This is a genomic window from Hydrocarboniclastica marina (genome assembly GCF_004851605.1).
Lineage (GTDB): Bacteria > Pseudomonadota > Gammaproteobacteria > Pseudomonadales > Oleiphilaceae > Hydrocarboniclastica > Hydrocarboniclastica marina.
In genome coordinates this window covers 2,543,791-2,567,159 of the sequence record NZ_CP031093.1, presented here as the reverse complement: position 1 = coordinate 2,567,159, position 23,369 = coordinate 2,543,791, and the positions used below count along the sequence as shown (strand labels likewise).

The following is a 23,369-nucleotide window of genomic DNA, read 5'->3' as shown; positions in this document are numbered from 1 at the left end:
TCTCCTCTGCAGACGGTATCCCTACCTATATCAGATGAGCAACATTGGCAGGATAAAGTTGGACTGTCGGGCTCTCGGTTATGTCCTCGACTCAGCATGCATGCACAGCGTCCGATAGATTGAAGGTTAAGTTGCGCCGTGTTGCGTCTGGCGAAGCCGAAAAAGTTCGATACTCTTATGTGAGGCCCATTAAAGGCGCAACTGGTAGCGAAAGGAAAGGCGCCACTCCTCCTATAATAATGAGCAACCGGTGGGCGGGCGCGTCGCGGTGGTTAGGATTTTCTGACCACTACACAGGAAGGGATTCAGGGGGCAGGCACTACTCATCGGAACATCGTCTTCCTGAGCGGTGCCCGCCCTTTATATTTCATTAAAACCAGAATTTGATGCCAGCAACGATGAAAGTATTGTCAGTATCGCCGCCGCCCTCTTCGATCAGGTCAGCGGTTTGGCCAACTTTCTGCTCATAACTGATCCCAATGTAGGGTGCAAACTTGCGGCTGAACTCGTAACGCGCGCGTAAACCCGTTTCAAAGCCTGTTATGCCGGAGCCGATATTGTAATCTTCAGCATCATTGAACGCGATTTCGGTTTCGAAGCGCGGCCAGACCGCCAGTCTGGGAGAGAAGTACCAGCTGCGCTCAATTTCGAAAACTGCAGAGACTTTGCCTTCATCACTCACATAAGCGGTCGCATCGACTTCGAAGATGTAGGGCAGCATGCCCTGTACACCACCCGCTAGAAATGTTCGGTCATCCTTATCTGGAATAAAATCGTGCCGAAGCCCAAGCTGCGTATCCCAGAATGGGCGAATGGCATGGTTCCAGAAAAGCTCCGTAGTGGCCGTTTCCAGCTTGTCTTTTCTGAAGTTGTATTCGCCCTCGCTTTCAAAATAGAGCTTGTTGTAATCGCCGCCATACCATGCATCACCATCCCAGAGCAGAATATCGCGGCTATCATCGCCGCGGTACTCCACACGGTCGCCGATAACCTGAAACCGTTTGCGGTTGTCATGGGTAAAGAATTCGCCAAAATTGGCGGCAGTCGGCCCCGGTTCATCAATCGCATATTTGCGCACTTCTGCCCCTTTCGGCGGCGGCGCCCCTGGGCTGTTGTAGTGCTCCGGTTTCGGCTCAGTACCTTGATGATGGTGGGGGATTTCCGGATTGGCCTCGTGCGCTAAAGCAGGAAAGGCGAGAAATAGTGCGCACAAAACTCCTGATATATATCTCATTGGAACGTCCCTATGCAACGCGTATGACTTGAAACATCCCTGCTTCCATGTGGTACAGAAGATGGCAGTGGAAGGCCCAGTCGCCTTTTTCAATTGGGGTAATGCGGAAAGAGGCGACTTCGCCGGGCTTGAGCAGGTAAGTGTGAACGAACGGGATATCATCGTTCTCACCGCCGTTTTCCAACTGCATCCACATACCGTGCAAATGCATCGGGTGCTCCATCATCGTATGGTTGACCAGGTACAAGCGCAGCCGTTCGTTATGACGGAACAGATACGGTCCTGGATGCTCGGTATATTTCTTCCCGTCCAGCGCAAAAATACCGCGTCCCATGTTGGCGGTAACATTGATCGTTAGTTCACGGTCGACGACGGGGCTGTATGGCTGCGGCTCGGCGGACCGCAAATCCTTGTAGGTCAGGACCTTCCAACCGTCGTTGCCAAGGCCGACACCCGGATCGTCCATGCGCTGTTTCGGGTCCATCACGGTCATGGCAACGTCGGGATTATTTTCATCCGGCATGAATGGCATCGGACCTTTCGGGCCGTCGATATCTGGATTCTGCATGTCCAGGCGTTTCTGGTGCATCTTGTGCATCATCTCGTCACTCATGCCACCGAAATAATTGCCCTTCATCATCCCCATGCCGATGTCTTTCAATGTACGGTCCGGGACAGGGCGCTGTTTCGGAACGGCGGCAGTCATCCCCTCTGCCGGGGTCAGTGTGCCGCGTGTAAAGCCGCTGCGGTCAAGACTCTCCGCAAAAATCGTATAAGCTTTATCTCCCGCAGGTCGGATCAGCACGTCGTAGGTTTCGGCCACACCAATACGGAATTCATGACAGCCGACAGGTTTGACGACTTTACCGTCTTTCATGACAACGGTCATATCAAGTCCGGGTATACGCACATCAAAATGGCTCATGGACGAGGCATTAATGATACGAAGCCGCACCGTCTCTCCCGGATCGAATTGCCCGGTCCAGTTCATGTCCGGTGAATGGCCGTTCATGAGGTAGGTATAAATGGAGCCCGTTACGTTGGAGAGATCACGCGGGCTCATATTCATCTTGCGGAACGGAAGCAGTTCGGCGTTGGCCTCGGCAAATCCCTCTTCCTGTATGCGGTTCAGATAGTCAAAGACCGTGCGCTGGTAATATATGTAATACTCCGGATCCAGCATGATGTTGCGGAAAATTGTTTCCGGGTCTTCGAACGCCCAATCCGACAGGACGATCACGTGCTCGCGGTCATAATGAAAGGGCTCCCCGTCTTTCGGATCGATGATGAGAGGGCCGTAAGCGCCGGTCTGCTCCTGAAACCTTGAATGGCTGTGATACCAATAGGTTCCAGCCTGCTGGACTCTGAAGTTATAGCGATACGTCTCGCCGGGCTGAATACCGTCGAAGTTGACGCCGGGAACGCCATCCATGCGAAAAGGCACCAGAATGCCATGCCAATGGATAGAGGCGTGTTCCGTACCCTCCATATTATTAGTGACGTCCATTGTGACTTCATCGCCTTCGCGCCAGCGGATCAGCGGCGCGGGCACAGTGCCGTTAATCGCAGTGGCGCGGCCTTTCTTGCCGTTAATCACCAGCGGCGAATAGCTGAATTTCAGATCAAAATAGGATTTGGCCGGATAGCGGGTGACCCCTTGATGGATATTACGCGGAGAGGTCAGCGCCCAAGCGGGCAAGGGCAAAGTAGCGCTCAGACCCGTGACGAATAACCCGCCTGCCATGCCCCCTAGAAACTGTCTTCGGGAAAGTGAATTCCTGCCACTCATGTTCCCCCCGTCCTTGTTTACGGATTGTGATTTAGTTTTTATGAAGATAAAAAATACTCTCGGTAGCACCTTTCTCTAGCCCTTTGCCCTTGGCAAAGGGACTGTCCGGCTCCAGTTCCAAGGTCAGAATATGGCAGATATCGTAGTCGTCGCCGTACAGATCAAAGACCTCCGTATCGCCAGGATGCTAACCGGGAAGATGTACTTAATAGGGATGCGCCAGAGGAACCGCTGGGCTCCAGCAGGTGCCTCAATCCCGAGGTTCTCTTCGCTCACTTGTTGGCTGGGACCGCAACCCACCTCTCGACCGATGAAAAACGTTGCCATTCTCGTCCGCAGGACAGAGGCGACGCCAGCATCGCTAGGCAGCTGACAAGCCCCGCGAATAGATGAGCACGAAACCTTCTTCGTCACTGAGCAGGTTCCTGACGGGATCCATAGACCCTTCACTGGTTGAGGAACATCTTCTGAAGAATGTGCCATGCGTGCTGAAGCTCAACATTTGTTAACAATAACTCAACTCTTATTTGAGCTTAGCACCTCAACCTGAATCGAAACTGAATAAAATAAATTCTGAATAGTTTGTAACTGAAGTCATAAAGCTATTGGGTAGCCTTCTTCTTGGAGCTAGTAATTACAGCCGTGCCATGTAAGGTTGGGTTCCAGCTCCGGCGCACTGGGCGTAATACGGCGGCAGGCATTTCCGTCCATGTATCGATGGATTTCGCTTGCCGCAAAAAACGCAGGTCCAGTTTAGCCATATCCGGCTTTATGATGATGCATTTCTGCCCATATGTTCCTGCATCAGCTTCACGCAGTGCTCTTGGGCCATTTCTCCGTCACTACCGTCTTTTGAGTGCAGTTTTTGCATCATTTCCATCATTTTTCGATGCTCTTGCTTACCTTGCGCCCCGGTCTCGACGGTCTTGTTCGGATAAGAGCGAGCGTCGTTGATGCGGTCCACCAAACCCCCATTTGGGCTGGCTGCGACACTGCCTCCAAACCCAATAGCCAGAGAGAATAAAGTAATTTTGCTGATAGTGTTCATGTGTATAGCTCCAGTTGTCATCGTATTTCCAACTACAATTACATCACAGCGAACTGAAACCAGCCTGAAATATAAACGTAAATAGCTATCTTAAAGTCTATATAATAAATATATGTTTGCATGCATCAAAAGCACGTATAAATAATAAGTATAAAAATTTCAGTTTCATTTCAGTTTAGTGTGAGAATATCTTCGATGTAGTTAGCTCAGTACTTGAGCACTCCGAAATTGGAGTGCTCTTTTTTCTCTGCAGGCAGTATTCCTACCTATGTCAGATGAGCATCGTTGGCAGCACCAATTCGGCTTGTACTCGGTTACTCGATCCTATCCTTGACTCAGCATGTATTAACAACGTGTGGTATTTTGAAGGCTAAACTGCGTCGTGTTGGGTTTGGCGAAGCTGAGAAAATGTCGATAATCTCATGTGAGGCTCATTAAATACCCAACTGGTAGCCGCTTTTTGAACCCTACAGTGATACTGGGAAAGTGGAACGGGCGAGCTGATGTATTAGGTGCGGCGGTGTACGCTATGAAACAACTTGCCAAGGTTTAACTGAACCCCATATATATCTCACGCCCTGGCAGTTCAGTGTGCAGCCAAGGCAAGCTTGGGCCCGCCTTGGCACATCGGATAAGGTCCAATCAGAATAGTAGTTTCGCACCTACGGTTAGGAACCAGCCGTCGGCATCTTCACCATGCTCGTTGGCGAAGTCCTCGGTTTCTCCATACAGCCTCTCGTACACCACCCCGATATAGGGCGAAAAAGCTCGGTCGATGAGGTCGTAACTGAGCCTGGCGCCTAACTCGGTACTGTTCAGTCCGGAGCCGACGCCCGCTTCCTTATCGCTTGAGAAGGCCACGTCAATGTCGGCGGAGGGGGTGAGGATAAGATAGTTGGTTAACAGCAACTCGTATTCAATGTCCACATCGAACGAGGTATCTCCTTTCTCGCTCACGTAGAAGTTGGTATCTACTTCGAACCAGTAAGGCGCGAGCCCCGCCAGGCCAATCAAACCATAGGTTCGGTTCGGCCCTTCGGGGGTATCGAATCGCACACCGGCTTTGATATCGAAGAAATCCCAGAGCGGCTTCTGCAGGACAAACTGGTTCTCCAGGGTTTCAAAAGCCCGTTCCTCCAGAACGTATTCGCCCTCGGTTATCCAGCGGAATTTTAGCTCGTCCGTGCCAATGAAGGCATCGCCATTCCAGACGCCAAGCTCTTTATCAGTGTCGCTATAGCGATACTCCAGCTCTTCCATCTGCAGTCCGTAAAAGACATTCGGCTCTTTCTCGGCCAGGGTATTTTCCTGGGCCAAAACCGAACCGGTGAACAGAGCGGGCAGCAGGAGGCTCGAAGCGGTTACCTTTAACATCTTCTTTCTCATGAATCTGACCCCTTCACAGTACTAGCCTGAGCAGCTGAAGTCGGCTCTGACCATCCCTCGTCACCAGGCCCGCCTTCGACCACGACCTTGCGGAACATACCGGCGTCTGCGTGATAAGACAGATGGCAGTGGAAAGCCCACTGACCTTCTGCGTCGACTTCCGTCTCCATGTAGACCGTTGTGCCGGGGGCTACGCTGACGGTGTGCTTGATCGGATTCCACTTGCCTGCGCCCACATCGAGAATCGACCACATGCCGTGCAAATGCATGGGGTGGGACATCATGGTCTCATTGACCAACTTGAAACGGACACGTTCGCCATATTGCAACCGGATAGGGTCGGCATCCTCATACTTCACGCCATTGATCGACCAGATGTAGCGCTCCATGTTGCCGGTTAGCCGGAGTTCAATCTCACGGGTCGGTTCACGATCTTCGTACAGTGGATTCTGAGCTCTCAGGTCTGCATAGGAGAGAAATTTACCACCGTTGAAGGCTTCAGGCGTCAAACCGCTACCCTCGGCGTAGAAGGGATCACTCGGCCCCGCGGAATCTGCACTCATCCCTTGGCCCATATTGGAGTGGTCCATACCCTCCATGTTGGAGTGATCCATACCTTTCATGTTGGAATGGTCCATACCCTCCGTGTTGGAATGATCCATGCCTTTCATGTTGGAATGGTCCATACCCTCCATGTTGGAATGATCCATACCCGGCATCCCCGACATATCGGCCATAGTCAATTCCGGCGGTTCGCGTAGCTCGGGAACTTCGGCCACCATGTTCTGGCGGGGGGCCAGGGTTCCGCGGGCATAGCCGGAGCGGCCCATGGACTCGGCAAAGATCGTATAGGCCCGATCTTCCTTTGGCTGGACGATAACGTCGAAGGTTTCAGCAACGGCTATGCGAAACTCACCGACCTTCACTGGCTGGACGTTGTTGCCATCCGCCTGGACCACCGTCATTTCCAGACCGGGAATACGGATATCGAAGTAGGTCATCGCCGACGAGTTGATAAACCGCAGCCGGATCCGCTCGCCGGGCTTGAACAACCCCGTCCAGTTCTGCTCGGGACCTTCGCCGTTGATCAGCGCCGTAAAGCCCTGCACATCTTCAACGTCTGAAGACATCATGCGCATATCACCCCACGCCATCCGGTCGGCAAGTGCAGCCTGAAAACCCTCATCGGCGACATCCTCAAAAAAGTCGCCCACGGTCTGCTGCTGACGGTTGTAGTAATCCGGCATCATCTTCAGGTTGCGCATGATGCGGTCCCCCGAGTGGGGATGCTGGTCGGTCAGTTGTACCACGTAATCTCGGTCGTACCGGAACGGCTCCCGGCCTTCGGGTTCGATAACAATTGCACCATAGGCGCCGTTCGGTTCCTGGAAGCCGGTATGGCTGTGGAACCAGAAAGTGCCCGTCTGAACGATGGGGAACTCATAGGTGAACGTTTCGCCGGGCGCGATGCCAACAAAGCTGATATCGGGAACGCCATCCATCTGGAAGGGCAGGATCAGTCCATGCCAATGGATAGACGTAGGCTCGTCCAGGTTATTGGTAACATTGATGGTGACGTCTTCGCCTTCCTTGAACCGGAGGACAGGGCCGGGAGAGCTGCCGTTATAGCCAATCCCTTCTTTTTCGAACTCCCCCGTGTTAATAGTGACCCGATCCACGGAAATGTCGTATACGTCGCCCAGCGCGAACGCCGGCGCCAGCATTGCGAAAACCAGCACTGCCAACAGGCCATGCGGCTTTCCGGTCGTGTATTTTCTCATATCAGTTCCTGTTCGGAGCCGGGCTCCGGGTACGGTTAACAAAGGCCGGACAGAGCATTACTGAACTTCGATCTGGCCCATCATTCCGGCGTCATAGTGTCCCGGTACATTGCAGGCAAATTCCAGATCGGCGTTCTCGCCAAAGGTCCAGACGACCTCCGCGGTCTTACCGGGCTCGAGCAGGACGCTATTGGGATCGTCGTGCTCCATGGTTTGGCCGTTGCCCATATCCATCTTCATCATCTCGTGATTGATCGCGTCGCTCTGGATGACGCCGTGCTCGACCATCATCGTCATCTCGTCCTGGTGGGCCGCATGCATCTCGGCGGTGCCGATATTGAATTCGTGGACCAGCATGCCTTCGTTCTTGACCACGAACCGAACCGTTTCCCCTTCGTCTACGCTAATCTCTTCCGGCTCGTAGTAGTTGTCATACATCGTTACCTCGACCGTGCGAGACGCCTCGGCGGCTTTGCCCGGCTGGCCTATGTTATTAGCGCCATGATGCCCGCCACCATGACCGGGAGCGGCCAGTGTTAAGCTGGACAGCGAAACTGTCAGAGACGCGATCAGTGACACCAACAGAGACTTTTTCATCAAGTTATAACTCCTGGGTAAAGAAAGTTGCTCAAAGGCCTCCGGTATCAGGATGGGCACCTCGGATTGAACACGGCCAGTATAATGCCAGAGCAAGCTGAACCCTTGCTGAAAATCCAGAAGCACTGGCCGGGATTTGTAGAACACTCTGGCATGAGGTAGCGCACTTTTCAGGTGGGGTTCAGCTCCAAGGGGTAACGTCACGGTGCAAATCAACCTGTTCGCTGATGTTAGAAATCAACCATGCGGCTGTTGCTCGTCGAAGACGATGAAATGCTGGCGCTCAGCCTGATCCGGTTTCTTCGGTCGGCCGGGTTTGCCGTGGATCACGTCGGCTCTGCCCAGAACGCCAGGGCCATGGGCCTACAGGAGGATTACCGCGCGGCCGTCCTCGATATAGGGCTACCGGACGGTAGCGGGCTTGAAGTGCTCGAAACCTGGCGCCAGGCCCGGTCGGAGGTGCCCGTGCTGCTACTCACGGCGCGGGGCGGCTGGCAGGACAAAGTCAATGGCCTCAAGGCCGGAGCTGACGATTATCTGGCGAAACCCTTTCATGCCGAGGAGCTGGTTGCTCGCATTCAAGCCCTGATTCGACGCAGCGAGGGCCGTGTCCACAAAGTGCTGCAAGCTTCGGGGTTCGAGTTGGATGAGGAGCGCAAACGCGTCAAGACGCCCGAAGGGGCTTGGCACGGCCTTACGGGGACCGAATTTCGGCTGCTGCGTTGCCTGATGGCTAGGCCGGGCCGAATCTTTTCTAAAGAAGAGCTATTGGAACAACTCTACAACCTAGATGCCGACCCCTCGCACAACGTCATCGAAGCATACATCCGCCGACTACGCCGTCTGATCGGACGGGATTCCATTAAAACATTACGCGGTCAGGGCTATGTTTTCGATACGACCCGGTAAGGTCACCCACTCCCTTCGGACAACACTGCTCTGGTGGCTTTTACCGTCCGCCGCCCTCTTTATGGGAGTGGCCTGGCTGATCCATGGCATGTTGCTAGAGCAGATGTCGCGGGACTTTGTCCATGAGCGCCTGCACCAGGAAGCGGAGTTTCTGGAGCGGCAAATCCGTCAAACCTATCCCGATTTTGATGCAGCACTGCTCGCAGATAGCTACTTCGATGAGGTTTCGCACCACACTTTTGCACTGCGTATTGGCGATAGGGTTGCTTTCTCCCACCCAAGCAGGCAAGACGAATTCCAGCCCTGGCTCCAGAATACCCGGACGAGTTTCCTGACGATCGAAGAGGGGCAAGTCGGTGCGAGTTTTCTCGCCTTTCGTAAGGCGTTCGAAATGGCTGGAGAGCCAATAGTAATTATTGTCGCGGAAGACTATAGCTTGCTGGCAAACAGCCAGCAGGAACTGCATCTCTGGACTGCCGTCGTTTCCGCCGCGTTACTGCTGTTCCTCGTCCTGCTGATTCTACTCGCGGTGCATACTGCGCTAAGTCCCGTGAAGCAGCTCCAACGAGAGCTGGGCGATTTGCGAGCCGGCGCTCGTGATCGCCTCAGCTTAGATGTACCTGGTGAGTTCGAGGGTCTCATTTCCGAGCTGAATCGCTTGCTGGACACGCTCGATACTCGTCTGGAGCGGTCCCGCCAGGGAATGGCCAATTTATCCCACAGTATAAAAACGCCAATTGCTGCCTTGGTGAAAATTCTGGCTGATCGGAATACCCCGGTCGAAGGATCCCTGCGCGATCAGATGGTTTCTCGTCTGGCCGGCTTGGACAGCCAGCTGGAAGCCGAAATGCATCGAAGTAGTTTTGCGGGCCCTCAGGCCGGAAAGACCGCAGCACCTGAGGCCCAGGTGCGGGAGATTGTCTGGATGCTGGGCAGGCTCTACGAGAACAAACAATTTCACTTGGAAACGGACCTGGACCAGCCCCGATGGCCGGTAGAGGAGCACGATTTCGGTGAGTTAATCGGCAACGTCGTTGATAATGCCGGAAAATGGGCTAAATCCGATGTGCTCGTCAGGCTAACCCAAAATCAAAACGACCTCGTTATAGAGGTAGAGGACGATGGACCCGGTGTCGAGCCTTCTGCTCGGGCTGCCCTGGGCAGTCGAGGACTGCGCCTTGATGAGCAGACTGAAGGGCACGGGCTGGGCTTGGCGATAGTGCGGGACATCGTGGAGAGTTACAACGGCCACCTCCTGTTTTCAGAAAGTAGACTGGGCGGGTTGCTGGTGAGGATCAGTTTACCCAAAGCTTAGTGCTTGCTGTAGCGCGTTCAGGTCAGAGAGGCCCGCTCCGAGCTTCATTCTTTGTCGACATACAGGGCTGTGACCGAAGATTGTCGAACAAGAGGGCAAGTCTCCTAATCGACTACCGGTGTCGGTGCTTCCTATCAGCCGCAGGAAACCAGAGCGGCTATCCAGGCGCTACCAAAACACACCTGCGCGGCGAGCTAACAGCATAACTCATTTAGTCGAGCCGGCCTTGCTACGGGAACTCCGGTAGCAGAGGTTGCTAGCGAATCATTGGGATCGGCCCCGCTACAGTTCTTAGACTCTTGCCTCTTGCCTACTGGGAAATCCCGTGGTGTTCCTTTCAGCACGAAGATGCTAGACCGCCCGCATCAGATGGACCGCAAACCAATCCTTTGGATCGGTCCAATGGGCTACCGGCTCAAACCCCGCCCCTTGAGCGAGTTCCAGAAAAGCATTGGGCGCGTACTTGTAAGAGCTTTCAGTGTGGATGCTTTGCCCCGCCGCAAGAGTGAGTTGATCTTCGCCGACCCGAACTGGGGTGTCGCGCTTGCAGACCAAGTGCATCTCGATGCGGCCCAGGTCCGCGTTGTAAAACGCCTTATGGGCGAAGTCTTCTGGCAGGAAGCGGCAATCAAGCCGTTGGTTGAGGTGTACCAGCATGTTCAGATTGAACTGCGCGGTGAATCCCTGTGCGTCGTTGTAGGCGGCCTCAAGGGTTGCTTGGTCTTTGGGCAGGTCGGTGCCTATCAGTAGATGCCCTCCTGATGGTCCGGCCAGCCCTCGGAAATTATGAAGCAGAGCCTGGGCATGCTGCGGATCGAAATTGCCGATAGTCGACCCGGGGAAGAAGATCAGCCGGCCTTCGTCTGGGATCGAGTCGGGCAGGAGATGCGAGCGCGTGAAGTCACCGCAGATGGCGTCTACTAATAGGTTGGGGCGAGATGAAGCCAGGCGTCTGCAGCACTCAACGAGAAAGTCCCGGGAGATCTCGATCGGGGCATAATGAGTCAGCTTTTCATTGCGTAGAAGCGTCAACGCCTTGTCGCAATTGCCGCTCCCCGGCTCTACAAGGACGGTGCGATCGTCGACGTAGGCCAGCATCTCGTCTATGTGCCTGGCAAAGATGGCTGCCTCGGTGCGGGTAGGGTAATACTCGGGCGTTGCGGTAATGGCATCGAACAGGGCTGAGCCTCTGGCATCGTAGAAAAATTTGGGATGCAGCCAGGGTTGCGCAGCTGAAATACCGCTTCTGACCAGCTCCAGGTCGTCATCGACCGGATCGTGTAAGTGGTGCACCCGAAGATTGGGTGGGCTCTCTTGGCTGGAGGCCGGGTTAAGGGCCAGATTGGCATTCCGATGCTTGGTGAGAGTTTCCAAAAGTACGCTCCTGCGATAGAGGGATGAGTCCTTTGGTTCCGGTCCCAGAACCTTATTGTCTTGCTGATCCATTGCTCTAGGCCTTGCCCCGTTTAGACCGCTGCGGAGACCGCAAGCGGGAGGGCAGTCGCAAAATCAGGTCTGCGAGGGGCCGAAAACGGTCAGGACGCACCAGGCATAGCATCCCGCGCTAGACGCAGCCCGGTGAACTGCCACCGGTCGGGGGCGTAGAAAAAGTTTCGGTAGCTAGCGCGACTGTGGCTGCGCGGCGTCGCACAAGAGCTGCCGCGCAGGACAAACTGGTTACACATGAATTTGCCGTTGTACTCACCCAGGGCGCCTGGCGTAACTCGATAGCCCGGATAAGCCCGGTAGGCCGAGGAGGTCCATTGCCAGACCTGTCCGAATAGATCCCGTAGCCCCTTGTTTGGTGTGGTGCCTGTGGGCTGCAGGCTTTTGAGATTGAAGTCGATTTCCCGCCCCTGCTGTGGTTTGTGGGACTGCCGGCAGGCATGCTCCCACTCTTCTTCTGTGGGGAGGCGTGCGCCAGCCCAGCGGGCGTAGGCATCGGCTTCGAAATAGCTCAGATGGCAGACTGGATACTCGTTGCGCAACGGTTGCTGGCCATGAAGGGTGAAGACTGAAGGTGAGTCGGCATCCAGGTCCCAGTAAAGGGGCTGGGTCCAGTTCTGCTCCTGCACCGTGCTCCAGCCATCGGAGAGCCAGAGCTCGGGGCGGCGGTAGCCTCCATCCGCGATGAATTCACGGTATTCGCCGTTAGTGACCAGCTTTCTGCCCAGCGCGAAAGGCTCTAGCCACGCTTTATGCTGTGGACGCTCATTGTCGAAGCCAAAGCCGTCGTCCGCAGGCTGACCTACCTCCACTAATCCGCCTTTATAGAATTCGAAGCCGGCTTCGGCAGGCTCCCGTTCCGGTAGTTCGGACTGCACGTAGACTGGCGCGAGCGGATTGCAGCCGAGATTGTACTTGAGGTCGGTGAGCATCAATTCCTGATGTTGTTGCTCATGGTTGAGACCGAGGTAGAGCCGGCTCGATATCTCACCCTGGTCGGCATGGACCGGTAGGTCCAGGAGGGCTGACACGGCCTTATTGACGTGCTGCCGGTATTCCAACACTTCGTTGAGTCCCGGCCGGGACAGCAGGTGCCGTTGCGAGCGAGGATGCTGTTTGCCGATACCGTTGTAGTAGGAATTGAAAAGGACCTGAAAGCTTTCGTCGTAGCGCCGGTAACCCGGACTGAAAGGGGTGAGAGTGAACGTCTCAAAAAACCAAGTAGTATGGGCGAGATGCCACTTTAGGGGACTGGTGTCGGGCATTGCCTGAAGGTTGCAGTCCTCGGCGCTGAGAGAAGCGCATAACAGTTCTGTCTGATCACGAACTTGCCTGAACCTGAAGCTGTTGTTCAAAGGCGCTTGCTTTAGCATGACTTTGCATCCTTGCTTGTTCGGTTTGGCTTTCAGTTTCCGTCTCGCAGACTCTTAAAACCCAAGATATACAGTTGTAGAAAAAGTGGCAGGTAAAACTGAATCTAAACTGAAATTTCTCTTGTTTAATCTTTCGTGATGATAATGCCTGTTCACTGTAGGTCTGCAGCTGACCAGGCGGATGGTAGTTTTGTAGGGCCCGGAAAAAGCTGGTAGCTGAGAGTGAGATTAGCGCAACGGAGGAGAACCCGACAGGAGCTATACCAGCCGTAGGCTACCGTATCGTGACCGAATCATAGTAATCGAATCTGCGTTTTAGCTACTGTCCTAGTTGGGTGATCACTGTCGTGGTTACATCGAACACTTAGGCCTAAGTGTTCAGCAGGCGTACGCTTTATAAAGACGTAGCCCGTTCCTGCGGACACTTTTGAAAAGAGGCACAGTGTGCCAAAGGAGTTTTCATGTCCAGACGCAGAAAATATGAGTCGGAATTTAAACGCGAAGCCATCGCTTTGACCCGTCAATCTGGCGTGAGCTACCGTTAGAGATGGGAATTAACCCCAATCTTCGGGCCCGGTGGCGCAGAGAAGCGGGTGCCGACACAGACAACGCCTTCAATGGAACGGGGTCACCGAGAGATGAAGAGCTTGCCCGGTTAAAGCGTGAACTGCACGAGTGAAGAAGAAACGCGAATTTTTGCGCGAAGCGGCAGCGTTCCGTTCTTCAAAAAGGAGTTGTCCTAGGGTATCAGGCGGTTCACGTTGTCGCAGTCACTTCCCGGTGCGTCCTACGTGCCGACGCCTTTCACCGAATTCAAAGCCGGTCTGGGGCTGAAAGTGGGTAATTAACAGTTTGCTACGTGCATAACACAGAACCCTGCGAGACAGGTTGCCGGGTTGGACGTTAAATATGGGCGGTGCAATGGCGTTTCCGTTTCTAACCTGCGGCGATTCACCAATTAAGCTATCCAGGCGCTGCTGAGCGTCGAGTGAGCGACTCCCTCTTTGCGTGTGGCCGGCGGTAGCAATAGCACCAACAGTAGCTCGACAGCTACAACCTCGGGCCGAATCTATGGCTTCGGCTCGGTTATGTTCAACCGCGTTCAAGCCAGTGGTGTGAGTGCAGATACGGTTTCGATAATACCAAATTTGACACATTGAACGCCGGCATGGAGCCTTAATCTTTCCCGAAAGAGCGTGAAGGGTAGAGGTCGAAGGTAGCTTAAAGGCGGATGGTCTACTCAAGGCTGAATTGGTTAAATACACGGCTAACGAAATCAAGCTGAGGGTTGCCTAAGCAGCCATCTCGGCCAACAGGTAACATCTGCCTGAAAGAAGATTCTTCGGCATCTGATCAAGGATTGGTCACTATGGGTTGCCCTAATGCCTCCAGTATTACCGACAATCTTTTCATGGTGTGACAATTCTTATCGTCACTAATAATTTTCTGTACCACAACGAGAGCACTGGGCCAACTTAAATGAAAGTGCCGAGAATTCCTGATAATGAAGCCGAGCGCTTGTCCGCCCTCAAAGCTCTAAAACTGCTGGACACTCCCCCGGAAGAGCGCTTCGATCGATTGACCAGGCTGGCCCAGCGATACTTTAATGTTGAGACCGTATTAGTTTCTCTGATAGATGCCGACCGTCAGTGGTTCAAGTCCCGTCAGGGCACAGAAATCTGCGAGACTGAGCGCACCGTCTCGATCTGTAGTCACACGATAACGATGGAAGACGGCATTTTCGAGGTGCCTGACGCGTTAGTGGACGAGCGCTTCTCTGGTAACCCGATGGTCGCTGAAACTCCCCATGTTCGTTTTTACGCGGCAGTCCCTCTCTCATCAACCGCCGGGTTTCGTCTCGGCACTTTCTGCCTCGTCGGAACGAAACCGCGCCGGCTTAACGAGGAAGAGCGCCAGTCGCTGCTCGACTTCGCCGCCAGCGCTGAGGAGGAAATCAATTCATTCCATGAAAAGCAACTACAGAAACAGCTAGCGGCGAGTGAGACCCGGAACCAGGCCGTTCTCGACGCCATGCCGGATATGGTGTTTGTCGTTAACCCCGATGGGCTCATTCTTTTCTGCCAGGATCACGCGGAATTACCGGCTGCCCGGAAGACCATGCTGGGCTGCCTTCCGCCTGAGTCAATGCCCCCGACCCTCACCGCGAAGTACAGGGACGCGATAGCGCATACGCTAACAACTGATACGCCCGTGACGTTGGAATATGAGTCGCACAGCCGCCCTGGCCATTTCGAAGCGCGCTTTAAGCGGCTGAGTGAAGAAGAAGTTCTGATTCTTGTGCGCGACATCAGTCAACAGAAAGAATCCGAAGCCAAGGTTTACGAGTTGCTGAGTCGGTTGGAAAAGCTCACGTCGAATCTGCCCGGAATGATATACCAGTATCAGCGCTGGCCCGATGGGCGTGCATGTTTTCCGTACACCAGTGAAGGGCTGACTTCCGTTTATGGTATCCCCGCCACAGGGCTGGACAAAGACGTCTTACCCGTTCTGGAACTGATTCATCCCAAGGACAAGCCCCGTGTAGTAGAGGGTATTCGAAAATCCTTCAGGGATCTCACCACCTGGGAGGAACACTTCCGGCTCGAACACCCGTCGAGGGCCAGCATCTGGATTGAAGGACGTGCTACCCCGGAGCGGCTGGCTGATGGGAGCACCCTGTGGCACGGTTTTTTGGCTGATATTACCGAGCGTAGACGGCTGGAGCAGGCCCAACAAGAACAGGCCATACACACGCAAGCGATTCTGGATAACGTCGTGGATGGGATCGTGACCGTGGATGAGGCCGGGGCTATTGTCTCGGCGAACCCTGCGGTCCAGCAGATGTTTGGTTACTCAGCATCCGAGCTCTTGGAAATAGAGATCAAGGTGCTCGTTCCCAATCTCTATCGGGACGCATGGAAAGATTCTGCTTGGGCTGACCAAAGCCTCTCTGGGTCTCAGAGTGCAGGGATTAATCGTGAAGTTGAGGCCGTCCAAAAAAATGGCCGAACGTTTCCTATGGACCTGACTGTTTCCAAAATCGTCCTTGAAGGCCATACCCTCTATATCGGTGTCATGCGGGACATTTCCCAGCGCAGAAATGCCGAGAAAGAAATCAATGAGCTCGCGTTCTACGATTCACTGACGCGCTTACCCAACCGCCGACTGTTCCACGATCGCCTTGCACACGCTCGCTCGGTCAGTAAGCGCTTAACAAGCTATGGAGCGCTCCTCTTTATAGACTTGGACCATTTCAAACGCCTGAACGACACCGCTGGCCATCATACTGGCGACAAGCTTCTGCAGCTGGTTGCCAGGCGCCTCCTCAGCTGTCTTCGAGAAGGCGATACCGTGGCACGTCTAGGTGGTGACGAGTTTGTGGTGTTACTAGAAAGCTTAGGCGAGGATGTAACGTCGGCCGCCGCGCATGCGGAAGCCATCGGTGAAAAAATCCGGCTCAATCTTAATCGGCCCTATACTCAAATTAGTCCCAACTATGAAGGCTCACCCAGTATCGGGGTCACGCTGTTCATCGGTCATGACGTGCCGGTAGAGGAGATCTTAAAACAGGCCGACCTGGCAATGTATCAAGCCAAGGCAGCCGGCCGAAACAGATTGGTGTTTTTTGACCCGCAGATGCAGGCTGACGTTATGGCACGCGCCACGATGGAGAATGAGCTGCGGATCGCCGTTAACGAACAACAGTTTGAGTTATTTTATCAGGTTCAGGTAGATGGTAATCGTAGGGCCACCGGAGCCGAGGCCTTGCTTCGGTGGCACCACCCGGTGAAGGGTTGGGTCAGGCCAAATGACTTTATTCCTCTGGCGGAAGAAACCCGGCTCATACTACCCATTGGCCAGTGGGTGCTCCAGTCAGCCTGCCAACAGCTTGCAGTTTGGGGCCGCCGGTCTGAAACTGAACACCTGACTCTCGCCGTCAATGTGAGTGCCTTACAATTAGCCCAGGCGGACTTTGTAGAACAGGTCCTGGCAACGGTTGAGCGGACAGAAGCCAATCCGAACCGGCTTAAACTGGAGCTGACTGAGAGCCTGCTCGCTTCCGATATCGATACCATAATCTCCAAGATGGATGCACTCAGAGCGAAAGGAATCAGCTTTTCGCTGGATCATTTCGGAACCGGGTACTCATCACTGGCCTACCTGAAAAGAATGCCTATTGAACAACTGAAAATTGATCAGAGCTTTGTCCGCGACATCCTCCTCGACCACAACGGCAACATAATTCCAAAAACCATCGTTGCGTTGGGCAAGAGCATGGGGCTGACGGTCATCGCTGAAGGCGTTGAAACCGAGGCGCATTGGAGACTTCTTGTCGAGATGGGTTGCTCTGCCCATCAAGGGTATCTGTTCGGCCATCCCATGCCGGTGGAAGAGTTCGAGAAATCCTTAAGCCCTGTTGACCTTTCCCGTGGATAGCATAGAAATTCTAAGTTAAGTCTGCAGGAAATTACGAATAGCGCTCCAGCTCAAGCCAGAAATCGCCAAATCCGATCTTAAGGTCTGGATTACCTTTGACTCGGACGTATGTGTTTACCGGAATTTGCAACCCACCTTTCTGGTACGCCTCTTCTGCACTGCCAATCTTCCATTCGACTCCCAGCCGTTGAAGTGCTTCCTTCGCCACCTGGTCGAAGCCGCCTTCCGCGGCGAGCATCTGCCTTCCATTTATTCTGTTGGGGCGAGTTTTAGCGTAAAGCCCTTCGCCAATCGGAGCCAGAATTCCTCGTTCAATCAACTGATTTAGAGCTTGCATTACCTGTTTGGCATCTCCAATAGCCTGGAAATCGTCCGGGAGAAATACATTGCGCTCGCTGACGCTGACCATCTCCTCAAGCCGGGTGATAGCAGGAACGTCACTTTGCGCGTCCCAACCTTGCTTCATAATAATTCCCTTTCAGGTTGGAGAGAATGTCTGCCGGCGCTGGAAACCCCCAGCTCAACAAAGAAAGGGACGTTCGACCTATGGTACCGAGTCGAGGTAGGACACCACGTCGTCCAGCCCGTCGCCGCTCGCGAGTCGCTCTCGCGGGCTAGAGTTGAACCATTTATTCCTTGTCGTCATCCAGTGAGCCATCGCGCCACTGTCATTTCCCGTTATTGCAGAAAGTCGCTTGTATACCCGAATTATTTGCAGTGCCCGCTGCCCGTTAGTGCCGGTAGGCTCAATAGCGTCGGCCTGAAGAACATCGACGCCTAGAATTGCCGTAAGCTGCTCTTCCGGGATGCTCAGGCGAAGCGCCGCGCGTCTGGTCGCCTTGGCCAGAACTTTGGAGGGGTTGGTGGTATTAACAGAAGCAGCCACGCCTCGTGCTCCTTTTTGGTAGTCACATCCGATCTTGGCAACCGTGGAATCCGAATTATACCCTTCGCAGCAATACCAATACGCGTGCTACTGCTGGGAAAAGAGAGTCTGATGCAATCTACGCTCGCACACCCCTGAACCGTCAGTCGTAGAATAGAGTAAGTCGTTCTTTAGTTTATAAATGTAATCGATATGCAGCAGGTCAGCGCTGTCACCGACGGCAATCAGCTCCTCCAGTTGATGCATTTCCCATCGTTCCGTACCGTTCATTTGTGGCGGTATAACCAACATGACCTGTTCAATCCAGAAACATTCGCTGGTTTCGTCAATAAGCCTCACGAGGTCTGATGCTTCGGTAAATAGATAGTGTCGATGCCCTTTGCCCTGGACATGAGAAAACGCGACATTCACATAGAACCAAGGGGCATCGCTGGATAGCTCGACCAAGCGCCAATATCGTTCGCCGCCAAATGGTCGACCTAGAAGCTTTTCGGCGTGCTGTTGTGTCATGAACATACTAACTCTCCTCAATATGCACACTATAGTTTGTAGTGCTATAGCGTGCAATGGGTTGTCATGCCCCTTTTCAGGGGGCGGCATGAAACTGCAAACGGCATTTGGTCAAACGCTAAAGCGCCATCGGAAAGCTAAAGAACTATCTCAAGAGGCGTTTTCAGAAGTGAGCAGCAGGACATACCTGAGCGAGTTGGAGCGCGGGCTGAAAAACCCCTCACTGGATAAGATCGACGAGCTGGCTAGGACAATGGGAATTCATCCTTTGACGCTGCTGACGGACTGCTTCTCATGTAAAGATGGTGTAGCGGTTGAGGATATTTTTGCGACGATTACGCGGGAGCTGGAGAGCCTCAAAAGTACTAGCAAGCCGACACGACGTCCGGGGCCCTTTGGATCTCGCGTTTGACCCGCCAGCGGTGCAGCTCAGCTCTTCTATAATGTACCTTTCTCCCAGGTGCTAAATGGCTACTTAGCAGACCTGCGGGTCGAAGGGCGGACGGGGTAATGCTGGCGTTAGGTTTGCGCGGATCGTTTTCCCGAGGCGTAAATGAACAGTTGGCTGACGGCGCGGATCGCCGACGGATAATGATTACATGGAAGCAATGAAACCTATGGGCTAATCTACTGTTTTATGGAGTCGGAGTGGAGAGTTGGCCGTAGATACCTGCGTAAAACGGGACTAATCATTCTGGATATGCTTTCGACCTCAAAAGATGAGGCGAGGTATGCATCATGGGTGCACTTGCCATGACAAGGGAGCCAATAGAAAAAAATATACCGAAGAAAGGTAGGGCGAATGCTAAACGATCCCAAAAATGACCCAAAGAGCTGGGAGGCCTACTTCAAAGACATTTTGAGAAGATTCTACGGGCCCTCGAATATGAAAGACATCCCGGACTCTTACGGCGGCGATTTCGGAATCGAGTGCTATTCTTTCTCCGGGCACGTATTTCAGTGCTACTTGCCAGAGCAAATTAGTGACAAGGAAAAGCTAACGAAGCTGCAAAAAGATAAGATAAGAAAAGATATTCAGAAGTTCACGGTAAAGAACGTGAAAAAGTTTGCTCAGCTTTTCGAGGGGATGCAAATTTCTAGATGGATATTAGCTACTCCTGAATATTACGACTCAGATATGGCCATGTATTGTTCTGAAAAGTCGGGAAAAGTAAGGAAGCTTGGGCTCTCTTACGTATCGCCTGATTTTCAAATTCTGTTACAAACAGAAAGCGATTATAGAACTGAGGTAAGAGCGCTACAACGTGACAGTTATCAGCTTTTACTGAACTTCAGCCATGTTGAAGAAGACATGGCGGCCGATTGGATTAGCCAAAATCTTTCTTTTTTGAAGAAGATCGATTTAAAGTTACCCAAGATCGTCGATCCGGATAAAATCGACCAGATGAAGTCTTTTCTTGTTCAGAAGTACCTTGGGTACCAAAATCTACTGGATCATTTGAGAGTAGAGTGGCCGGATATTCATGTCACGATTAATGCTCTTATAAATAACCGGAGGAGCTATCTAGAGGCAAGATTTCTAACTGATTGCTCGAAGCAGCCCGGAGCAGTAATACAAGCCGAGATTCAGCAACTAAAGGATGATATAAGCAGCGAAATCCCTACTTTAAAGAAAACCGATCTCGAACTAATAAAATATGGGGTCATAGCCGACTGGCTAATACGCTGCCCTCTGGACTTCTGATATGGAAATTAACGACATTCTCGGCGCACCCTTTACATTCAAAAAGCGCAAAAACTATACTCCCTGTGATACGAGGCCACTGTGGAAATCGTGTTCCATTGTTCTAGCTCTCGGAATTACGGGTAACCGCTATTCGGCCTCGCTAACAAAGATTCACGTTGCAAACTGGATTATAAAAAAAGAGGAACATCTATCGTTTTTTGTTGAGTGGGCTGGGAAAGACGACAGAAAGCGGCCGGACGTTAGGTTAGAGCCGGCAGTTGACAGAGTTATCAACTTGTTGGTATCGAACGAGATCGTAGATAAAAACAAAGGAAAGATTGTACTAACCCGAATAGGTACTGATCTATTCCATGAGTTAAACTCCGAAAATATTTACTCTGTAGAGAAAAATTCGCTGTCCAAGGCAAAGCGGTATCTTTCTGAAGCTGCTGTTAAGCGCCTATTTGAAGGGGTTTAGTTTTGTCATTAACGATAGAAAGGTTAATACTAAGATCGAACACGGCAAAGGGCCCTTACGGCGTAGATATAGAATTTTCGCGTGGTCTATTCATATTGAGGGTCGAGAATAGTCACGGAAAGTCTACCTGCATTAACGCAATAGCCTATGCGCTAGGTATGGAAATGGCTCTGGGGCAGCAGACTTCGAAGCCGCCATTCCCGCCGTCAGTACTCAAAAGCATTCAGGACGAGAATGGTTCAGAAATGTTAGTTGTCTCTTCTGATGTTGTCCTTGAAATAAGCAATGCTAGAGGACAAAAAGCTACCTTAAAAAGGGACATACTCGGCGCTGACGCCGGCGCAGTCATAACCGTCTATCCTTCTGGCATAAGCTCCCAGCTTAAAGACGGGAAAAGGCTATTTATACATAAGGAAGGTGATACTACCAGAGAGCTTGGTTTTTATAAATGGCTTGCTGATTTTATCGGGTGGGAACTCCCAATGGTACCTAGCAGTAATGGGTCAGAATCGCCGCTTTATCCTGCACTTCTGTTCCCGCTACTCTTTGTTGAGCAGAAAAAAGGGTGGGGGTCAATACAAGCGACGACGCCCCACCATTTTCAAATTATACATCCAAAAAAGCGGGCTCTTGAGTTTATTATGGGGCTGGACGTCAACGAGACAGTCAGGAAAAAGGCCGCAAACAAAAGACGTATTGATGACGCTATTGAGAAATGGAAGCTCTTGTTCGCCCGACTTGAGGCTTCTGCCGTTCGGCTCGGCGGCAAGGTTAGCGGTGTCAAAGATAATCCGAGTGCCAAATTTGACCCTTTTAAGTTAGATATCTTGCTGGAGTATCAGGAAAAATGGACGCCTTTGAGTAACGCTCTTCAAGGAAGTAGAGGTGAATTAATCAGCCACGTAGCTGGTAAACAGAATTTTGCGGCTAAGAAGAACGACGAGGCTCAGCGGAAACGCATCAGAGAGCTAAATGCGGAACTGGTAGAGAAAGAGAACAGGTACGATGATATCACTGATGAACTATCGTTTATAAGGCACCAAGTTGCAGCGACCAGGCAGCGTATCAAGGCCCTAATCGACGACAAGAGAAAATATGAGGATCTCAAAAAAGTTAAAAGCTTTCATGTTCTGAAGGGTCTGCCAGTTCTCAACAATGAGTGCCCGACGTGCGGCCAAGAATACTCAGATCATAGCGTCCAATTGGACTGCGCTGATAACTTGATGACTCTGGACGAAAGTCTAGATTTCATAAAGGATCAGATATTTACTTTCAACAGCGTCCTTCATAGTTACACCACCCAGCTAGAGGTTAGATCTTTAGAGCTGAAAAACGTTGAGCAGGCAATTGATCGCTATGGAAATGATGTGGATAGGTTAAAGAACGATCTGTATGCTGAAAGCGTTATTTTTGATGAAGAGTACTTAAGAGATAAGATAACACTTGAGAATCGTGTCGGTAGTTATGAGGAAGCGCTAGTTCAGTTGGCTTCTTTTAGGAATGAATTTGATACGTTGCATACTCAGTACAAAGAACTAGTCCGGTTGCGTAGAACCTTTCCTGAACAGGGCTTTAGCATAGCCGATAGTAAAAAGTTAATTCTGCTTCAGAAAGAGGTTGTTCGGCTTCTTTCTGAATTCGATTTTTCAAGCTTCGATCCTGAGTTATTAGAGATATCTAGGGATACTTATTTACCGACTAGAGAGGGTTTCGACCTAGGCTTCGACACATCAGCAAGCGATGGCATTCGAGTAATTTGGAGCTATCTTATTAGTCTTTTTCACCTACGGGACACCTGTCAAACCAATCACCCAGGTGTTCTCATATTTGATGAGCCTCGTCAGCAGGAAGCGAACAAGTTAAGCTTTACTGGTCTTCTTAGGGGAGCATCTAGGGCGGCTAATTCTGGGCAGATCATTTTCGCTACCTCGGAAGAAGAACAGGTTTTGGAAACTGCACTGGAAGGTGCGGACTATACCTTACTTTCGTTCTCTCCTGCTGAGGGGAAAGTGCTGCGGAAGCTCGGGAGTTAAAACTAATAGTAGGACATCGGCTCGAACGCGGATCTGGGGGAACGTTAGCTAGACATCCGTCTGAGCGATGACTACTAAGCTGAAAGCTAGCGAACGACCAACAAGACGCGCACGCTAATCGAGCTCAACATTTGAACTACAGAAGGGACCAACTTGTCGCGTCCTTGCGACTTTAAGAGCTCGGACATCTGAAACTAACGGCAGCCTGCAGCTCATTTGCGAGTCGCAGCTCTAGCTTCGAATTGCTTAATATCGTTCTCGTGCCACCGTGTTGTCGATGGGCCGAGCTTGTGTGGCTGGGGGAAAAAGCCATCCCCTACCCAGCGCCAGATTGTGGCTGGGGAAACACCGTAGCGTGCTGCCAGCTGTTTGATATTAAGGTACATGCGTTACATCCTCTTGTCGTTAAGTAATTCTGGATACGATACCCAGAACAGCCGAGGGAAGGGGGCGTGTAATT

The 23,369-nt window shown here is 52.3% G+C and carries 19 protein-coding genes and 1 pseudogene; 8 read left to right on the top strand and 12 right to left on the bottom strand.

Annotation, left to right across the window (positions count from 1 at the left end):
* Positions 1-370: 370 nt before the first annotated feature.
* The 6 genes from soil367_RS11395 to soil367_RS11370 form a co-directional block, all read right to left on the bottom strand.
* Entirely contained in the window at positions 371-1,252 is an 882-nt protein-coding gene (locus soil367_RS11395) for a copper resistance protein B (RefSeq protein WP_136549228.1), read from the bottom strand.
* Positions 1,245-3,023 carry a copper resistance system multicopper oxidase gene (locus tag soil367_RS11390; protein WP_136549227.1) on the bottom strand — a complete coding sequence of 593 codons (1,779 nt, stop codon included), beginning with the start codon at positions 3,021-3,023 and terminating at the stop codon, positions 1,245-1,247. Before soil367_RS11390 ends, soil367_RS11395 begins: the two co-directional genes overlap by 8 nt.
* Positions 3,024-3,792: 769 nt before the next feature.
* The gene (locus tag soil367_RS11385; protein WP_136549226.1) at positions 3,793-4,071 is read right to left on the bottom strand and encodes a hypothetical protein; all 279 of its coding nucleotides are present in this window, start codon (positions 4,069-4,071) and stop codon (positions 3,793-3,795) included.
* Positions 4,072-4,713: 642 nt separating this feature from the next.
* Entirely contained in the window at positions 4,714-5,457 is a 744-nt protein-coding gene (locus soil367_RS11380) for a copper resistance protein B (RefSeq protein ID WP_136549225.1), read from the bottom strand.
* The gene (locus soil367_RS11375) at positions 5,454-7,238 is read right to left on the bottom strand and encodes a copper resistance system multicopper oxidase (protein ID WP_136549224.1); all 1,785 of its coding nucleotides are present in this window, start codon (positions 7,236-7,238) and stop codon (positions 5,454-5,456) included. The genes soil367_RS11380 and soil367_RS11375 overlap by 4 nt, the downstream gene beginning before the upstream one ends.
* A gap of 57 nt (positions 7,239-7,295) precedes the next feature.
* Positions 7,296-7,835, bottom strand: coding sequence for a cupredoxin domain-containing protein (locus soil367_RS11370; protein ID WP_136549223.1), 540 nt, complete (start codon positions 7,833-7,835; stop codon positions 7,296-7,298).
* Positions 7,836-8,078: 243 nt separating this feature from the next.
* Here soil367_RS11370 and soil367_RS11365 point away from each other — a divergent pair, with 243 nt between their 5' ends.
* The gene (locus tag soil367_RS11365) at positions 8,079-8,744 is read left to right on the top strand and encodes a response regulator transcription factor (RefSeq protein ID WP_136549222.1); all 666 of its coding nucleotides are present in this window, start codon (positions 8,079-8,081) and stop codon (positions 8,742-8,744) included.
* On the top strand, positions 8,722-10,059 hold the full coding sequence (locus soil367_RS11360) for an ATP-binding protein (RefSeq protein ID WP_246065262.1): 1,338 nt from the start codon (positions 8,722-8,724) through the stop codon (positions 10,057-10,059). The genes soil367_RS11365 and soil367_RS11360 overlap by 23 nt, the downstream gene beginning before the upstream one ends.
* 351 nt (positions 10,060-10,410) lie before the next feature.
* On the opposite strand, the gene egtD is transcribed toward soil367_RS11360, so the two are convergent.
* Both egtD and egtB read right to left on the bottom strand, forming a co-directional pair.
* Positions 10,411-11,433, bottom strand: a complete 1,023-nt coding sequence (gene egtD / locus soil367_RS11355) for an L-histidine N(alpha)-methyltransferase (RefSeq protein ID WP_172962333.1) — start codon at positions 11,431-11,433, stop codon at positions 10,411-10,413.
* Positions 11,434-11,594: 161 nt separating this feature from the next.
* On the bottom strand, positions 11,595-12,878 hold the full coding sequence (gene egtB, locus soil367_RS11350) for an ergothioneine biosynthesis protein EgtB (protein WP_136549220.1): 1,284 nt from the start codon (positions 12,876-12,878) through the stop codon (positions 11,595-11,597).
* A 461-nt stretch (positions 12,879-13,339) separates the two neighbouring features.
* Between egtB and soil367_RS19210 the strand changes: the two are divergent.
* Together soil367_RS19210 and soil367_RS11345 are read left to right on the top strand one after the other, a co-directional pair.
* Positions 13,340-13,706, top strand: a pseudogene (locus soil367_RS19210) (transposase); the annotation flags it as partial.
* Between the two features lie 651 nt (positions 13,707-14,357).
* The gene (locus soil367_RS11345) at positions 14,358-17,315 is read left to right on the top strand and encodes a bifunctional diguanylate cyclase/phosphodiesterase (RefSeq protein WP_136549219.1); all 2,958 of its coding nucleotides are present in this window, start codon (positions 14,358-14,360) and stop codon (positions 17,313-17,315) included.
* 31 nt (positions 17,316-17,346) lie between these two features.
* Here soil367_RS11345 and soil367_RS11340 read toward each other — a convergent pair whose 3' ends face one another.
* From soil367_RS11340 to soil367_RS11330, 3 genes are all read right to left on the bottom strand, one after another.
* Positions 17,347-17,781 carry a conjugal transfer protein gene (locus soil367_RS11340; RefSeq protein ID WP_136549218.1) on the bottom strand — a complete coding sequence of 145 codons (435 nt, stop codon included), beginning with the start codon at positions 17,779-17,781 and terminating at the stop codon, positions 17,347-17,349.
* Positions 17,782-17,859: 78 nt separating this feature from the next.
* Complete coding sequence (locus soil367_RS11335; RefSeq protein WP_136549217.1) at positions 17,860-18,201, bottom strand: MbcA/ParS/Xre antitoxin family protein; 342 nt, start codon at positions 18,199-18,201, stop codon at positions 17,860-17,862.
* 87 nt (positions 18,202-18,288) lie between these two features.
* Positions 18,289-18,717 carry a hypothetical protein gene (locus tag soil367_RS11330; RefSeq protein WP_136549216.1) on the bottom strand — a complete coding sequence of 143 codons (429 nt, stop codon included), beginning with the start codon at positions 18,715-18,717 and terminating at the stop codon, positions 18,289-18,291.
* A gap of 82 nt (positions 18,718-18,799) precedes the next feature.
* On the opposite strand from soil367_RS11330, the gene soil367_RS11325 reads away from it, so the two are divergent.
* The 4 genes from soil367_RS11325 (at position 18,800) to soil367_RS11310 (ending at position 22,909) form a co-directional block, all read left to right on the top strand.
* Complete coding sequence (locus soil367_RS11325; RefSeq protein ID WP_136549215.1) at positions 18,800-19,123, top strand: helix-turn-helix domain-containing protein; 324 nt, start codon at positions 18,800-18,802, stop codon at positions 19,121-19,123.
* A 390-nt stretch (positions 19,124-19,513) separates the two neighbouring features.
* Positions 19,514-20,416 (top strand): hypothetical protein, encoded by a 903-nt coding sequence (locus tag soil367_RS11320; protein WP_136549214.1) that lies wholly within the window; start codon positions 19,514-19,516, stop codon positions 20,414-20,416.
* Between the two features lies 1 nt (position 20,417).
* Positions 20,418-20,876, top strand: a complete 459-nt coding sequence (locus soil367_RS11315) for a hypothetical protein (RefSeq protein ID WP_136549213.1) — start codon at positions 20,418-20,420, stop codon at positions 20,874-20,876.
* A gap of 2 nt (positions 20,877-20,878) precedes the next feature.
* Entirely contained in the window at positions 20,879-22,909 is a 2,031-nt protein-coding gene (locus soil367_RS11310) for a hypothetical protein (RefSeq protein WP_136549212.1), read from the top strand.
* 212 nt (positions 22,910-23,121) lie between these two features.
* On the opposite strand, the gene soil367_RS19205 is transcribed toward soil367_RS11310, so the two are convergent.
* The gene (locus soil367_RS19205; protein WP_136549211.1) at positions 23,122-23,295 is read right to left on the bottom strand and encodes a helix-turn-helix transcriptional regulator; all 174 of its coding nucleotides are present in this window, start codon (positions 23,293-23,295) and stop codon (positions 23,122-23,124) included.
* Positions 23,296-23,369: the final 74 nt, after the last annotated feature.

What these genes read in the sequence shown, in the direction of transcription:
- soil367_RS11330 (WP_136549216.1), bottom strand. Translation starts at nt 18,717, where the DNA reads ATGTTCATGACACAACAGCACGCCGAAAAGCTTCTAGGTCGACCATTT.
- soil367_RS11360 (WP_246065262.1), top strand. Translation starts at nt 8,722, where the DNA reads ATGTTTTCGATACGACCCGGTAAGGTCACCCACTCCCTTCGGACAACA.
- soil367_RS11340 (WP_136549218.1), bottom strand. Translation starts at nt 17,781, where the DNA reads ATGAAGCAAGGTTGGGACGCGCAAAGTGACGTTCCTGCTATCACCCGG.
- soil367_RS11315 (WP_136549213.1), top strand. Translation starts at nt 20,418, where the DNA reads ATGGAAATTAACGACATTCTCGGCGCACCCTTTACATTCAAAAAGCGC.
- soil367_RS11325 (WP_136549215.1), top strand. Translation starts at nt 18,800, where the DNA reads ATGAAACTGCAAACGGCATTTGGTCAAACGCTAAAGCGCCATCGGAAA.
- soil367_RS11375 (WP_136549224.1), bottom strand. Translation starts at nt 7,238, where the DNA reads ATGAGAAAATACACGACCGGAAAGCCGCATGGCCTGTTGGCAGTGCTG.
- soil367_RS19205 (WP_136549211.1), bottom strand. Translation starts at nt 23,295, where the DNA reads ATGTACCTTAATATCAAACAGCTGGCAGCACGCTACGGTGTTTCCCCA.
- soil367_RS11390 (WP_136549227.1), bottom strand. Translation starts at nt 3,023, where the DNA reads ATGAGTGGCAGGAATTCACTTTCCCGAAGACAGTTTCTAGGGGGCATG.
- soil367_RS11370 (WP_136549223.1), bottom strand. Translation starts at nt 7,835, where the DNA reads ATGAAAAAGTCTCTGTTGGTGTCACTGATCGCGTCTCTGACAGTTTCG.
- soil367_RS11380 (WP_136549225.1), bottom strand. Translation starts at nt 5,457, where the DNA reads ATGAGAAAGAAGATGTTAAAGGTAACCGCTTCGAGCCTCCTGCTGCCC.
- soil367_RS11320 (WP_136549214.1), top strand. Translation starts at nt 19,514, where the DNA reads ATGCTAAACGATCCCAAAAATGACCCAAAGAGCTGGGAGGCCTACTTC.
- soil367_RS11385 (WP_136549226.1), bottom strand. Translation starts at nt 4,071, where the DNA reads ATGAACACTATCAGCAAAATTACTTTATTCTCTCTGGCTATTGGGTTT.
- egtB (WP_136549220.1), bottom strand. Translation starts at nt 12,878, where the DNA reads ATGCTAAAGCAAGCGCCTTTGAACAACAGCTTCAGGTTCAGGCAAGTT.
- soil367_RS11365 (WP_136549222.1), top strand. Translation starts at nt 8,079, where the DNA reads ATGCGGCTGTTGCTCGTCGAAGACGATGAAATGCTGGCGCTCAGCCTG.
- soil367_RS11345 (WP_136549219.1), top strand. Translation starts at nt 14,358, where the DNA reads ATGAAAGTGCCGAGAATTCCTGATAATGAAGCCGAGCGCTTGTCCGCC.